This window comes from Nocardioides sp. (assembly GCF_044226305.1).
Lineage (GTDB): Bacteria > Actinomycetota > Actinomycetes > Propionibacteriales > Nocardioidaceae > Nocardioides.
The window spans coordinates 1-13,880 of sequence record NZ_JBGAHF010000017.1; the positions used below are offsets into that span (position 1 = coordinate 1).

Sequence of the window (13,880 nt, forward strand, 5' to 3'; positions counted from 1 at the left end):
CGGTGGGTACCGCGGGGGCGGGTGGGTCGGCAGCTCCGACATCAGTCGGCCAGCAACCGCTCGACCCGCTCGACCTTCGCGGTGAGCTGGCCGTCGTACCCCGGCCGGATGTCGGCCTTGAGCACCAGCCCGACCCGCGGCGACACCGCGGCGACGACCTCGACCGCGCGCTTGACCACGGCCATCACCTCGTCCCAGTCGCCCTCGACGTTGGTGAACATCGAGTTCAGCTCGTAGGGCAGTCCCGACTCCTTCACGACCCCGACGGCGGCCGCGACCGCCTCGGAGACGCTGCCGGTGTCGTCGGCCGCGGTCGGGGAGATGCTGAAGGCAACGATCATGCCCTGACGGTATCCAGCGGCTCGACCCGCAGCCGGGCCAGGGCGTCGCGCGCCTGCGACTTCACGGTGCCGACCGAGATCCCGAGGACGCGCGCCGTCTCGACCTCGGTGAGGTCCTCGTAGTAGCGCAGCACGATCACGGCCCGCTGCCGCGGCGCGAGGCGGGCCAGCGCGTCGCGCAGCGCCAGCCGGTCGGCGCCCGGGTCGTCGACCGGCGTCTCGGGGACGGCGTCGGTGTGCACCTCCCGCCACCGCCGGCGCCGCCAGCGGCTGACGCTCTCGTGGACCAGCACCTTCCGGACGTAGGGCTCCGGGTCGTCGGCGATCCGGGTCCACCGCGGGACCACCTTCACCAGCGCGACCTGCACCAGGTCCTCGGCGTCCTCGTGGTGGCCGGTCAGCAGGAAGGCCGTCCGCAGCAGCGCGCCCGCCGCGCGGCGACGTACTCCTCGAAGGAGTCGCGGTCGCCCTCACGGCCGGACACGACGCCTCCAGAGGACGAGTGCGACGCCGCCCAGCACCACGGCTGCCGCACCGGTCCCGACCAGGGTCGCCCTGGTCCTCGGGCTCATCGGGTCCGGAGGCGCGGGTGCGGCGAACTGGGGCGCCTGCCAGACGTCCTGCGGCACGAGCACCCCCGGCGACCAGTTCTCGGGCGGCAGGTCCAGCAGCTGCTCGGAGTCGCCCGTCCGGACGTCGACGGACAGGTAGGCGCCGTCGGCCTGGCGGTAGCGCTGGACGACGACGTGGTCCCGGTCGCGCCACCCCAGGACGACGTCGACGCGCCCGCCCGGGACGCGGACCGTCGAGAGACCGTCGGCGCCGGGCGTCGCGACCGCCAACGGCTCCGCCTGGTTGCTCGCCACCCCCGGGTCGTCGGTGTCCTCGAGGACGGCGACGCGACCTCCGTCCGGGCTGACGAACGCGCGGGACTCGACCCGCGTGTCGAACCGGGCACCCGGTGACCGCGGCTCCGCGATCGTGGACGTCGTCAGGCGTCGGTCGTCGACGGTCACCAGCGCGCCGCCCGAGCTGGTGCCGTCGTACACCTGGGGCATGCTGCGCGGGGTGAAGGCGCGTCTCGTCCCGTCCGCCAGGTCCCACGCGAGACCGTTCTCGTCGTCGAGCGGTGCCTCGGCGTGGCCGCTGCTTCCCGCGTTCGCGAAGGGCAGCCAGTCCGACCACAGCGTGGTGCCGCCCCACACGAGCTCGCCGGGCATCAGGCCGTGCGCCGACGGCACCTCGTGGCGCAGGACGTCGCCGGTGACGGAGTCGTAGACCGCCACCCCCACCACCGGAGCGGCCCCGGTGGAGGTGTTCGGACCGTCCGAGACCTCGCCCGTGGACCAGTACGCCACCCACCGGCCGTCCGGCGACACGGCGACCTCGCCCTCGGCCTCGGCCTCGTCGGCGCGATCGGGCAGGTCCAGGAACGTGTAGGCACCGGAGCGGGAGACCCCGGCGATCCCGGTGCCGTCCGAGCCGCGCGGCCCGGGGACCAGGGCGACGACCGGGCCGATCGGGCCGGTCTCGTCCGTCCCGGGCAACCAGGGGCTGGGGAGGTAGAGCCGGTCCGGCAGCCCCGCCCGGGCGTTGGCGTCGGGCCGGGCGGGTGCGACGTCGTGCGGCGTCCGCAGCCAGCCCGCCCCGGCCACCCCCGCCAGCAGCAGCACCACGACCCCGACGACGACCACCGTGCCGACCCTCCGCCGTCGGGCGTAGCGCCGGCCGCGGTCCCAGAGGTCCGGCACCGGTGTGCCCGGCGGGGCGTCGGCGGCCAGGTCGGCCAGCCGGTCGTGCAGCGTGGTCATGGGGTCCTCCCGAGGATGCTCACACCACTACCCACGCCGCCAGCGCGCGAAAAGGAGGGGTGGCGGCCGACTCCGGGGGCAATCCCGGGACTTCGGGGGCAATGCATTGCCCCCGGAGTCCAGGTTTCCCCGGTTCACCGGGGAAACCGGCAATCCCGAAACAGCCGAGTCGTGCCGCCGTTGCGGTAGTAGTTCGCCTCGCCCGGGGTGTCGATGCGGACGACCGCGTCGAACTCCACGTCGCCCGCCGTGACCTTGACGGTCTTGGGCGTGCGGCCCTCGTTGAGCTCGGTGATGCCGGTGATGGAGAACTCCTCCTCGCCGGTCAGGCCGAGGGACTCGGCGCTCTCACCCTCGGGGAACTGCAGCGGGATGACGCCCATGCCGATCAGGTTCGACCGGTGGATCCGCTCGTAGGACTCGGCGATCGCGGCCTTCACGCCCAGCAGCGAGGTGCCCTTGGCCGCCCAGTCGCGCGACGAGCCGGAGCCGTACTCCTTGCCCGCCAGGACGACCAGCGGGGTGCCGGCGGCCAGGTAGTTCTCGGACGCCTCGAACACCGTCGTGACCTCACCGCCGTTGGTGAAGTCGCGGGTGAAGCCGCCCTCGGTGCCCGGTGCCAGCTGGTTGCGCAGCCGGATGTTCGCGAACGTGCCGCGGATCATCACCTCGTGGTTGCCGCGGCGCGAGCCGTAGGAGTTGAAGTCCCGCTGCTCGACGCCGTGCTCGGCGAGGTACTTGCCCGCGGGCGAGTCCTTCTTGATCGCACCGGCCGGGCTGATGTGGTCGGTGGTCACCGAGTCGCCCAGCTTGAGCAGCACGCGCGCGCCCTCGATGTCGGTCACCGGCTCCGGCTCGTCGGGCATGCCGTCGAAGTAGGGAGGCTTCCGGACGTAGGTCGAGTCCTCGTCCCACGCGAAGGTCTTGCCCTCCGGCGTCGGCAGCGACTGCCACTGCGCGTCGCCGGCGAAGACGTCCTGGTAGCTCTCGTCGAACATGTCGGAGTTGATCGCGGCGGCGATCACCTCCTCGATCTCCGAGGGCGTCGGCCAGATGTCCTTCATGAACACGTCGTTGCCGTCGGTGTCCTTGCCGAGCGGGTCGTTGAAGAGGTCCACGTCCATCGAGCCGGCGAGCGCGTAGGCGACGACCAGCGGCGGCGAGGCGAGGTAGTTCATCTTGATGTCCGGGTTGATCCGGCCCTCGAAGTTGCGGTTGCCCGACAGCACCGACACGACCGCGAGGTCGTTGTCGTTGACGGCCTGGCTGACCTCGGGGATCAGCGGGCCGGAGTTGCCGATGCAGGTCGTGCAGCCGTAGCCGACGAGGTTGAACCCGAGCTTGTCGAGGTACGGCGTGAGGCCGGACTTGTCGTAGTAGTCCGAGACCACCTTCGAGCCCGGTGCCAGCGTCGTCTTGACCCAGGGCTTGCGCTGCAGGCCCTTCTCGACCGCCTTCTTGGCGAGCAGGGCCGCCCCGATCATCACCGACGGGTTCGACGTGTTGGTGCACGACGTGATCGCGGCGATGGTGACCGCGCCGTGGTCGATGGTGAAGGTGGTGCCGTCGGCCAGGGTCACCTCGGCCGGGTTGCTCGGACGGCCGGACGGACCGGCGCCGGCGGCGACGTGCGCGGCCGGCGGGGCCTCGCCGTGCCCGTTGCTCGGGGCGTCCGAGGCGGGGAAGGACTCGGCGACGGCCTCGTCGTACCCGTTCTCGTTGCCCTCGTCGTCGACGTAGTCGGCCAGGGCCGTGCGGAAGGACTCCTTGGCCTCGGACAGCGAGACCCGGTCCTGCGGGCGCTTCGGGCCGGCCAGCGACGGGACGACGGTCGCCAGGTCGAGCTCGAGCTTCTCGGAGAACCGCGGCTCGGCGTCGGGGTCGTGCCAGAGGCCCTGCTCCTTGGCGTAGGCCTCGACCAGGGCGAGCTGCTCGGCCGGGCGGCCGGTGAGCTCGAGGTACTTCACGGTCTCCGCGTCGATCGGGAAGACGGCGATCGTGGAGCCGAACTCCGGGCTCATGTTGCCGATCGTGGCCCGGTTGGCAAGCGGCAGCACCGAGACGCCGGGGCCGTAGAACTCGACGAACTTGCCGACCACGCCGTGCTGGCGCAGCATCTCGGTGATCGTCAGCACCAGGTCCGTCGCGGTCGCGCCCTCGGGCAGGTCGCCGGAGAGCTTGAAGCCGACCACGCGCGGGATCAGCATCGACACCGGCTGGCCGAGCATCGCGGCCTCGGCCTCGATGCCGCCGACGCCCCAGCCGACCACGCCGATGCCGTTGACCATCGTGGTGTGGGAGTCGGTGCCGACGCAGGTGTCCGGGTAGGCCTGCACCACCCCGTCGACCTCGCGGGTGAAGACGGTGCGGGCGAGGTGCTCGATGTTGACCTGGTGGACGATGCCGGTGCCCGGCGGGACGACCTTGAAGTCGTCGAAGGCGCCCTGGCCCCAGCGCAGGAACTGGTAGCGCTCACGGTTGCGCTCGTACTCGATCTCGACGTTGCGCTCGAACGCCTCCGGGGTGCCGAAGACGTCGGCGATCACCGAGTGGTCGATGACCATCTCGGCAGGCGCGAGCGGGTTGATCCGCGCCGGGTCGCCGCCGAGGTCGGCCATCGCCTCGCGCATCGTGGCGAGGTCGACGACGCACGGGACCCCGGTGAAGTCCTGCATGATCACGCGCGCCGGCGTGAACTGGATCTCCTTGCTGGGGTCGGCGTCCGCGTCCCAGCCGGCGATCGCCTTGATGTCGTCGGCGGTGATGTCGGCGCCGTCCTCGGTGCGGAGCAGGTTCTCCAGCAGCACCTTGAGGCTGTACGGCAGCGAGGCGACGTCGAGCCCCTCGCCCTGCACCGCGTCGAGGCGGAAGATCTCGTAGGACGTCCCGTCCACGTCCAAGGTGCTCTTCGCACCGAAGCTGTCCTGACTGGCCACAGCAGTCATCTCCTGACTCGTCGTCCCGGTCTTGATCGCGTCCCCATCCTGCCGTCGCGCCGGAGCCCGGGGAAAGGAAGGCTCACCTAAGCGCGTACCCGGTGCGGACCCGCGATATCTCTTGACGTCAAGATACATGACGCCGAGAAGGATCCGGAAGTCGGCCGCGCAACCCGATTGTGGTGGCGCCGGGAGACGCGTAGGTTCTCGTCCTCGTGCGCACCTACCTCCGGCTCTTCGTCGCGGGGTTCCGGCGTCAGTCGACCTACCGGCTGGCCGCGCTCGGCGGGCTGGTCGCCAACGCGACCTTCGGACTGCTCAAGGTCGCCCTCCTCTTCGCCGCGGTGCGCACCTCCGGCGGCGAGCTGGCGGGGTACGACGTCGCGACGATGAGCTCCTACATCTGGATCTCCCAGGGGCTGCTGGGCTCGGTCAACCTGATGGGCCGGACCGAGATGGCCGAGCGGATCAGGTCCGGGGACGTGGCGGTCGACTTCCTGCGGCCGGTGGACGTCCACCTGGCCAGCGTGACGACCGAGGTCGGGCGCGCGACCTTCGCGCTCATCCCGCGCGGCATCCCCTCGGTCGCCATCGGCGCGCTGGTGGTCGGCATGGCCGTGCCGGACCGCCCCTCGGCGTACGTCGTCGGCGCCGTCAGCCTCGCGCTCGGCATCGTGGTGTCCGCGACCACCGTCTACCTGGTGGCGGCGACCGGCTTCTGGCTGGTCGAGACCCGCGGCGTGGCGATCCTCTACATGGTCGTGTCGGGCTTCCTCGCCGGGCTGTTCGTGCCGATCGCGATGTTCCCCACCTGGCTGCACGCCGTGGCGACGGCGACGCCGTTCCCGTCGATGATGATGTACCCCGTCGACGTGCTCTCGGGCCGCGTCGAGGGCCTCGCCGCGCTCGGACTGGTCGGCCTCCAGCTGCTGTGGCTGGCGCTCACCCTGACCGCCGGCCAGGTCGCGACCCGCGCCGGCCGGCGCCGGCTGGAGGTGCAGGGTGGTTGACCTGGCGACCAGGACGGCACCGTACCGGGCGGTGCTCTCCTCCCGGATGCGCTCGCAGCGCAGCTACCGGGCGAACTTCGCGCTCGACCTGGCCAGCTCGCTGCTGGTCGGGCTCGTCGAGCTCGCCGAGGTCTGGGTGGTGTTCCACTCCGTCGGCACCCTCGGGGGCCTCGACCTCGCCGCGGTCGTGCTGGTCTTCGGCCTGGCGGACATCTCCTTCTCGCTCGCCGACCTCGCCTTCGGCCACTGCGACACGCTCCCCACCTACCTGCGCGCCGGCACGCTCGACGTCTTCTACCTCCGGCCGCAGCCGCTGCTCCTCCAGCTGGTCACCAGCGACATCTCGCTGCGCCGGCTGGCGCGCGCCGCGGTCGGCGTCGCGGCCCTGGTCGTCGGCCTGGTGGCGAACGACGTCCCGTGGGGTGCAGGTGCCGCCGTCCTGCTGACCCTCGCGCTGGTGAGCGGGGTCGCGACGTTCGCCGCCATGTTCGTCTGGGCGGCCGGCGCGCAGTTCTACCTCGTCGACGGCGCCGAGGCGACCAACGCGTTCGTGTACGGCGGCCGGTACGCCGCCACGCAGCCGGCGTCGGTCTGGAGCCGCCCGCTCGTCCTCGTCTTCGGCTTCTTCTTCCCGATGGCGTTCACCGCCTACCTGCCGGTGGTCACCCTGCTGGGCCTGCCCGGACCGGAGTGGATGCCGGAGTGGCTCGGCTGGTGCGCCCCGCTGGCCGCCCTCTGGGCCTGGGCGCTCGCCCTGACGACCTGGCGCGCCGGCGTGCGCCACTACCAAGGAGGCGGCGGATGACCACCCCGGCGACAGACGGACCGATCGTCGAGACCCAGGGGCTCGGACGCGACTTCAAGGTGCGCGACGGGGTGCGGCGCCGCACCGTCGTCGCCGTCAGCGACCTGAGCCTGCGCATCGAGCCCGGCGAGGCGGTCGGCTACATCGGCGCGAACGGCGCCGGGAAGTCGACCACGATCAAGATGCTCACCGGGATCCTGGTGCCGACCCGCGGGTCGGTCACGACGTGCGGGCTGCGACCGGTACCGGACCGACGTCGGCTCGCCCGCGAGGTCGGGGTCGTCTTCGGTCAGCGCACCCAGCTGTGGTGGGACCTGCCGGTGTCCGAGTCCCTGCGCATCCTCGCCGCGATCCACTCCCTCGACCGGGCCGCCGAGCAGGAGCGCACCGAGGAGCTGGTCGAGCGCCTCGAGCTGACCGAGTTCCTCGGCACACCGGTGCGCCAGCTCTCGCTCGGGCAGCGGATGCGCGCCGAGGTGGCGGCCGCCCTGCTGCACTCGCCCCGGCTGGTGATCCTCGACGAGCCGACGATCGGCCTCGACGTGCTGTCCAAGCAGCGGCTGCGCGAGTTCCTGGTCGCGGAGCGGCGCCTGCACGGCACCACGCTGCTGCTCACCACCCACGACATGGGCGACGTGGAACGGCTCTGCGACCGGATCCTCCTCGTCGACCGCGGCTCCCTGGTGTTCGACGGGACGCTCGCCGGGCTGACCCGCACCGTCGGCGCCGAGCGGGTGCTCGTGGTCGACCTCGCCGAGCCGACGGCCGACCTGGCCGACGTGCCCGACACCCGGCACCTCGGCAGCGAGGGCTCCGGGATGCGGCAGCGGCTGGCCTTCGACCCCGACGTCACCACCGCGGCCCGGGTCCTCGGTGCCCTGGCCGGACGGGCGGAGGTCGTCGACCTCGCCGTCGAGGAGCCGGACGTCGAGGAGGTCGTCCGCCGGGTCTACGCCTCGCGACGGTGACCGCCCCCGAGGGCGGTACGCACCCGTGAGGCGAGGTTCGGTGGATCAGGTCGTGCGCTGCAGCGTGGTCAGGTGACCGCCCTGGTCCATCGAGAGTGATCCGTCGGGGTCGAGCCGCACCCGCAGGTCGAGGGTCTCGGTGGAGAGCGTGGTCGCGTCGTCGAGCCGCAGCGGGACCGCGGCCTGACCGGAGACCGTCAGCGCGATCTCGCCGTCGTCCTCGGCCAGCTCGACCCGGAGGCCGCCTTCGGTGGCGTAGGTGCCGGCGCGCGACCCGATGCCCGCCGGTCGGTCCCGCGCTGCGCGACCGTCGAGGGGCGAGTCGGTCCACCGGCGGGTCCGTGCGATCGACTGCAGCAGCGTCTTGGCGGCGGGCGCGCCGTCGTCACTGTTCAGCATCACCACCGCGCCGTGGTCGCCCGAGGTGCTCGCCACGGAGGCACAGACGAAGCCGACGTTCGAGCCCGTGTGCCCGAACCAGGCGGGCGCGCCCTCGTGGGCGGCGACGAAGAACCCCAGGCCGATGTGGCTCATGCCCGTCATGTCCCGCCCCGAGGGCAGCTCGGCCACCGGCGACAGCAGGGCCCGAGCCGACGACGACGTGACGACCCTGTCGGGTTCGCCGGCATGGGCACGCTGGACGCCGACCATGAAGCGCAGGTAGTCCGCCGGCGTGGTCCACAGCCCGGCGGCACACACCTCGGGCTGCACCCGCCAGCCGCCCGGCACCGTCCGGCCACCCGACAGGTGCCCCTGAGCGCGCTCGGGATCGTCGACCTCCTGGACGAAGCTGCTCGCCCGCATGCCGAGCGGCTCGAGGACGAGCTCGGTCACGGCGTCGGCTGCGGTCATGCCGGTCAGCTCCTCCAGGAGGAGCTGGATGAGGGTCGTGCCTGCGCCCGAGTAGCGGAACTGGACACCCGGCACCAGGTCGACGCGAGCACCCGGGGCGTTCGCGGGATGGGTGCCCGACAGCACCTCGACCAGCGAGGGCACGGCCTCTCCCCGCCGGTAGCCCGGGTAGCCGGCATGAGCCGTCAGTCCCGCGGTGTGGCTCGCCAGCTGCCGGAGCGTGATCCGGGGCCGCCAGTCCCCGTTGGCGGGCAGCGTCCACCGGGTCAGGTGGTCCGAGACGTCGGCATCGAGGTCGAGCAGACCCTGCTCGGCCAGGCGCAGTGCCGCGACGACCGCCACCGGCTTGCTCATCGAGCACGCCGCCATCCGCGTGCTGCGGGTCACGCGTGCACCCGAGACGACGCGACCGACGCCGAATCCTCGGTGGAACACGATCTCGCCGGCTTCGAGGACCGCCAACGAACACCCGGGCACACCCGTCCGCGCGAGCATCTCCTCGACGTCGACGTCGAGGAAGTCCGCGCTCGGCAGGTCGACGGGCAGGTCCATGTCTCTCCTCACCGGTCCGCGGTCACAGCACCGCGGCCGTCGTCGTGTCTGCGGGAACGAAGGTCTCGAGGTGAAGACCGTCGACGGTGAGATCGGTGGCCATCTCCAACCGCGCCGAGACGCTGAAGAACCGCAGCGGGCGTCCGTCCAGCTCGATCTCCATGGTGACGACGGGTCCGCGGGCTTCGACGCCGGAACGGGGCGGGAGGTGTTCCTCGACCTCGGCGAGGAGCGACCCCAGGCGCGGGTCGCGCGTCATCTCGGCACGGTGCCGGAGCTGGCCCACCAGATGGCCTCCCCACTCCGCGAGGTTGCGGATGCGCGGCGCGAGACCCTGCGGGTGGACGGTCACCCGGATCGCGTTCACCGGCGGCTCCAGCAGGTCGGGAGCGCAGCCGTCGAGCAGCGCGTCCACGGCGGCGTTGCTGTCGACGATGTCCCAGCGGTCGTCGAGGAGCAGCGCCGGCCACGGCAGGTGGGCGTCCAGGAGCCGGCGCAGGCCGTCCATCACCGGTGCCAGGTCCTCGTCAGCCAGCGACCTCCGGTCGTAGGGAGGGGCGTAGCCGGCGGCCAGGAACACCTCGTTCCGCGCGCCCAGCGGGACGTCGAGGTGGTCGACCAGCGTCGCGACCATGGCGCGCGTCGGCGTGGATCGTCCGTTCTCCAGGTAGCTCAGGTGCCGCGTGCTCACCGAGGCGCGGTTCGACAGCTCCTGCTGGCTCATCCGCCGCCGGCCCCGCCAGTCCCGCAGCAGCGATCCGACGGTCTGCTCCCGTGGCCCCGAGTCGCGCATGCCCGCACGATAACCGCGCCCGTGCCCGCGGCCATGACCTCACAGGTCATGGCCGACCCCACCTCGGTCGAGCACATTGGTGGTCCAGCACCCGATCCCAGAGGAGAGACATGACCACCGAGACGACCACCACGACCACGGCGATCGCGCAGGACGCCGCGCGGGCCTACCTCGAGACCTGGAACGCGACCGACGAGGCGCACCGGGACCAGCTGCTCGCGTCGTACTGGTCTCCCGACGTCGCGTACGTCGACCCGCTCGTCGCCGTCCGGGGACGTGACGGCGTCGGTGCCGTCGTCGCCGGCGTGCACGGCCAGTTCCCCGGCGCGGTGTTCTCGTTGATCGGCGAGGTCGACTGGCACCACGACCAGCTGCGCTTCCGGTGGGGCCTCGGTCCCGCCGGTGCCGACCCCGTCGTCATCGGCTTCGACGTCGTGGTCCTCGACCGGCAGGGCCGGATCGAGGACGTGCGAGGGTTCCTCGACCTCGTCCCCCAGTGAGCCACCGAGGGCGGTAACAGCGTCACCGCAGGTCGGAGCCCGTCCTCGTGATCAGCGCGACGCACTCCACGTGGTGCGTCATCGGGAACATGTCGAAAGCGCGCAGCGACCGGAGCCGGTAGCCGAACTTCTGGAACGTGGCGACGTCGCGCGCGAGGGCCGCCGGGTCGCAGGCGACGTAGGCGACCGCGCGCGGGCTGCGCTCGACGACCTGCTCGACGACCAGCTCGCGCGCGCCCTCGCGCGGCGGGTCGAGGACGACGAGGTCGGCGTGCTCGAACGCCGCCGGGAGCTGCGAGGCGAGGACCCGGTCGACCGCACCGCACTGGACCACCACGCCGGGCAGCCCGGCGAGGTTGGTCTGCGCGTGCTTGGACGCGGTCCGGTCGGCCTCGACCGACAGCACGTGGCCGGAGGGGCCCACCGCGTCGGCGAGGAACCGCGCGAACAGCCCCACCCCGGAGTAGAGGTCGAGGACGACCTCCCCACGGCGGGGCTCCAGCAGGTCCATGACCGCCTCGACCAGGGCCCGTGGGGCACCGGGGTGGACCTGCCAGAACCCGTCGGCCTCGACCGCGAACAGGTGTTCGCCGTACCGGGCCGTCTCCACCCGCTCCCCCACGACGGTGGACAGCGCGGAGTGGTGCCGGTCGAGGGTGGTGCCGGCCCGGGTCACCGACCGGGCGTCGGTGCGGGTGATCAGGCAGTCGTCGACGGGGACGACCTCGCGCGAGCGGTGCTTGCGCAGCCCGCGCCGGCCCCGGGAGCCGACCGCCCACTGGATCCGGGTCCGCCAGCGCAGCCCGCCCTCGTCACCGGGCACCGGCTGGACCTCGACGTGGAGGTCGGTGCTGGCGAGCCGCGCCAGCTGCTCGCGCACCACCGCGGCCTTGAGCTCGCGCTGCCGCGGCAGCGCGACGTGCTGCCAGTCGCAGCCGCCGCAGCGGCCGGGGCCGGCGTACGGGCAGGGCGGCTCGACGCGGTCCCGGGACGCCTCGAGCACCTCGACCGCGTCGCCGCGCCAGAACCGGTCCCCCTCGGTGCCCTCGGTGATCTCGACGACCACCCGCTCCCCCGGGATCGCGTGCCGCACGAAGACCACCCGCGGCCGCTCCGCCGGGCCGACGGCGGTGCCCTCGAGGCGCACGATGCAGTGGCCGCCGTGGGCGACCGGACCGACCTCGGCCTCGAACCGCTCGCCGACCCGCGACCCGCCCCGCGCCTTGCGCTGCCGCGGCCGACGGTTCATCGGGGCGTCTGCCGGTCGGTGCCGTCCCGCTCCGGCACGTTGCCCAGCCGGTACTCCGTGGGGCGGGTCCACGACCCGAGCCGCTCCTCGCGCTCGCGGACGAGCTGGGAGGACCGCAGCTGGTAGGGCACCGACGTCACCATCACGCCCGGCGCGAACAGCAGCCGGCCCTTGAGCCGCAGCGCCGTCTGGTTGTGGAGCAGCTGCTCCCACCAGCGGCCGACGACGTACTCGGGGATGTAGACCGCGACGACGCCACGCGGGTTGGCCTTCTTGATCTCCATCGCGTAGTCGACGATCGGCCGGACCAGCTCGCGGTACGGCGAGTGCAGCACCTTGAGCGGGACGCCGAGGTTGCGGTCGTCCCACTCCTGCATCAGGCGCTGGGTGGCCTCGGGGTCGGTCGAGACGTAGACGCCCTCGAGCACGTTCGGCCGCGTGGCCTTGGCGAACGCCAGGGCGCGCAGCGTGGGCTTGTGCAGCCGGGAGACGAGCACCACGGCGTGCACCCGGGTCGGGAGGACCTTGTCCTCCTCGTCGGCGGCCAGCTCGAGGTTGACGTTGTCGTAGTGGCGGTGGATGCCGCGCATGATGATGAAGAACACGATCATCGCGAGGATGGTGATCCAGGCGCCGGCCATGAACTTGGTCAGCAGCACGATCACCAGCACCACCGCGGTGAAGGTCAGGCCGATCGTGTTGATGATCCGCGACCGGAACATCCGGCGGCGCTCGGCCGGGTCGGTCTCGGTGCGCAGGTGTCTCGTCCAGTGCCGGATCATGCCGAGCTGGCTGAGGTTGAAGGAGACGAAGACGCCCACGATGTAGAGCTGGATCAGCCGGGTCGTCTCGGCGTTGAACGCCTGGATCAGGATGATCGCCATGACGGCGAGGAACACGATGCCGTTGCTGTACGCGAGGCGGTCGCCGCGGGAACCGAGCGCCCGCGGCGCGTAGCCGTCGCGGGCCAGGATCGAGCCGAGCACCGGGAAGCCGTTGAAGGCCGTGTTCGCCGCCAGGACCAGGATGATGCCGGTGACGGTCACCACGAAGTAGAAGCCGACCGGGAAGTCGTGGAAGATCGCCCGCGCCATCTGGGCGATGACGGCGTGCTGGTCGTAGTCGGCCGGCACCGGCTTCCCGTCGATCGTCAGCCGGTCGAGGTCGTTGGGGTCGACGTACTTCAGCCCCATCTGGTCGGCGAGGTTGATGATGCTCAGCATCATCGTGATCGCGATCGCACCGAGCAGCAGCAGCGTCGTCGCCGCGTTGGTGCTCTTGGGCTTGCGGAACGCCGGCACGCCGTTCGAGATGGCCTCGACGCCGGTGAGGGCCGCACAGCCGGAGGAGAAGGCGCGCGCGAGCAGGAACATCAGCGCGACCGTGGTCATCGCGTCGCCGTAGCCCGGCGCCGCCTCGATGTCGTAGGCGGCGCTCTCGACCTGGGGCAGCGTGCCGGCGGCGAGCTCGGAGAGCCCGATCGCGCACATGCCGAGGATCGCCACCATGAAGGCGTAGGTCGGGATCGCGAAGAGCGTGCCGGACTCCCGGATGCCACGCAGGTTGATGGCCATCAGCAGGAGCACCATCAGGGTCGCGAAGTTCGCCTCGTGGCCGCTCAGCGGCGCGATCGCCGACGCGGCGTACTGGGCACCCGAGGAGATCGACACGGCGACCGTGAGGACGTAGTCGACGAGCAGGGCGCTGGCGACCGTCTGGCCGGCGGTCGCACCGAGGTTGACGGTCGCCACCTCGTAGTCGCCGCCGCCGCTCGGGTAGGCGTGCACGGTCTGCCGGTAGGACGCCACCACCGCGGCCATGACCAGCGCGACGGCGATGCCGATCTTCCAGGACCACACGTACGCCGACGCGCCCGCGAGCGAGAGCATGATGAAGACCTCGTCCGGGGCGTAGGCCACCGAGGAGAGGGCGTCGCTGGCGAAGACCGGCAGCGCGATCCGCTTGGGCAGCAAGGTCTCGCCCAGCTGGGAGCTCCGCAGCTTGCGTCCCAGCAGGATCCGCTTCGATACGTCGCCGACGCCCACGACGGGCAAGGCTATCCC

12 protein-coding genes are annotated in these 13,880 nt (G+C 72.1%); 4 read left to right on the forward strand and 8 right to left on the reverse strand.

Annotated features, from left to right (window positions below; all coding sequences use genetic code 11):
* Positions 1–41: 41 nt before the first annotated feature.
* From ACILQ5_RS16370 to ACILQ5_RS16385, 4 genes are all read right to left on the reverse strand, one after another.
* The gene (locus ACILQ5_RS16370; protein ID WP_395659092.1) at positions 42–341 is read right to left on the reverse strand and encodes an MTH1187 family thiamine-binding protein; all 300 of its coding nucleotides are present in this window, start codon (positions 339–341) and stop codon (positions 42–44) included.
* Positions 338–763, reverse strand: a complete 426-nt coding sequence (locus ACILQ5_RS16375) for a SigE family RNA polymerase sigma factor (protein ID WP_395659182.1) — start codon at positions 761–763, stop codon at positions 338–340. Before ACILQ5_RS16375 ends, ACILQ5_RS16370 begins: the two co-directional genes overlap by 4 nt.
* Before the next feature lie 48 nt (positions 764–811).
* Positions 812–2,152: a hypothetical protein gene (locus tag ACILQ5_RS16380; RefSeq protein ID WP_395659093.1), complete on the reverse strand. Its 1,341-nt coding sequence runs from the start codon at positions 2,150–2,152 to the stop codon at positions 812–814.
* 134 nt (positions 2,153–2,286) lie between these two features.
* A complete protein-coding gene (locus tag ACILQ5_RS16385) occupies positions 2,287–5,097 on the reverse strand; it encodes an aconitate hydratase (RefSeq protein ID WP_395659094.1) in 2,811 nt (936 codons plus the stop codon).
* Between the two features lie 206 nt (positions 5,098–5,303).
* Here ACILQ5_RS16385 and ACILQ5_RS16390 point away from each other — a divergent pair, with 206 nt between their 5' ends.
* The 3 genes from ACILQ5_RS16390 to ACILQ5_RS16400 are packed head-to-tail and all read left to right on the forward strand — an operon-like array spanning position 5,304 to position 7,871.
* On the forward strand, positions 5,304–6,098 hold the full coding sequence (locus ACILQ5_RS16390; RefSeq protein ID WP_395659095.1) for an ABC transporter permease: 795 nt from the start codon (positions 5,304–5,306) through the stop codon (positions 6,096–6,098).
* A 31-nt stretch (positions 6,099–6,129) separates the two neighbouring features.
* Entirely contained in the window at positions 6,130–6,903 is a 774-nt protein-coding gene (locus tag ACILQ5_RS16395; RefSeq protein WP_395659096.1) for an ABC transporter permease, read from the forward strand.
* Positions 6,900–7,871: an ATP-binding cassette domain-containing protein gene (locus tag ACILQ5_RS16400; protein ID WP_395659097.1), complete on the forward strand. Its 972-nt coding sequence runs from the start codon at positions 6,900–6,902 to the stop codon at positions 7,869–7,871. Before ACILQ5_RS16395 ends, ACILQ5_RS16400 begins: the two co-directional genes overlap by 4 nt.
* Before the next feature lie 45 nt (positions 7,872–7,916).
* Here the strand turns inward: ACILQ5_RS16400 and ACILQ5_RS16405 are convergent, their stop codons facing one another.
* Together ACILQ5_RS16405 and ACILQ5_RS16410 are read right to left on the reverse strand one after the other, a co-directional pair.
* Positions 7,917–9,275, reverse strand: coding sequence for a serine hydrolase domain-containing protein (locus tag ACILQ5_RS16405; protein WP_395659098.1), 1,359 nt, complete (start codon positions 9,273–9,275; stop codon positions 7,917–7,919).
* Positions 9,276–9,297: 22 nt separating this feature from the next.
* Complete coding sequence (locus tag ACILQ5_RS16410) at positions 9,298–10,068, reverse strand: helix-turn-helix domain-containing protein (protein WP_395659099.1); 771 nt, start codon at positions 10,066–10,068, stop codon at positions 9,298–9,300.
* Positions 10,069–10,178: 110 nt separating this feature from the next.
* On the opposite strand from ACILQ5_RS16410, the gene ACILQ5_RS16415 reads away from it, so the two are divergent.
* On the forward strand, positions 10,179–10,568 hold the full coding sequence (locus tag ACILQ5_RS16415; protein ID WP_395659100.1) for a nuclear transport factor 2 family protein: 390 nt from the start codon (positions 10,179–10,181) through the stop codon (positions 10,566–10,568).
* A 22-nt stretch (positions 10,569–10,590) separates the two neighbouring features.
* Here the strand turns inward: ACILQ5_RS16415 and ACILQ5_RS16420 are convergent, their stop codons facing one another.
* A complete protein-coding gene (locus ACILQ5_RS16420) occupies positions 10,591–11,817 on the reverse strand; it encodes a class I SAM-dependent RNA methyltransferase (protein ID WP_395659101.1) in 1,227 nt (408 codons plus the stop codon).
* Positions 11,814–13,862, reverse strand: coding sequence for an APC family permease (locus ACILQ5_RS16425; RefSeq protein WP_395659102.1), 2,049 nt, complete (start codon positions 13,860–13,862; stop codon positions 11,814–11,816). Before ACILQ5_RS16425 ends, ACILQ5_RS16420 begins: the two co-directional genes overlap by 4 nt.
* Positions 13,863–13,880: the final 18 nt, after the last annotated feature.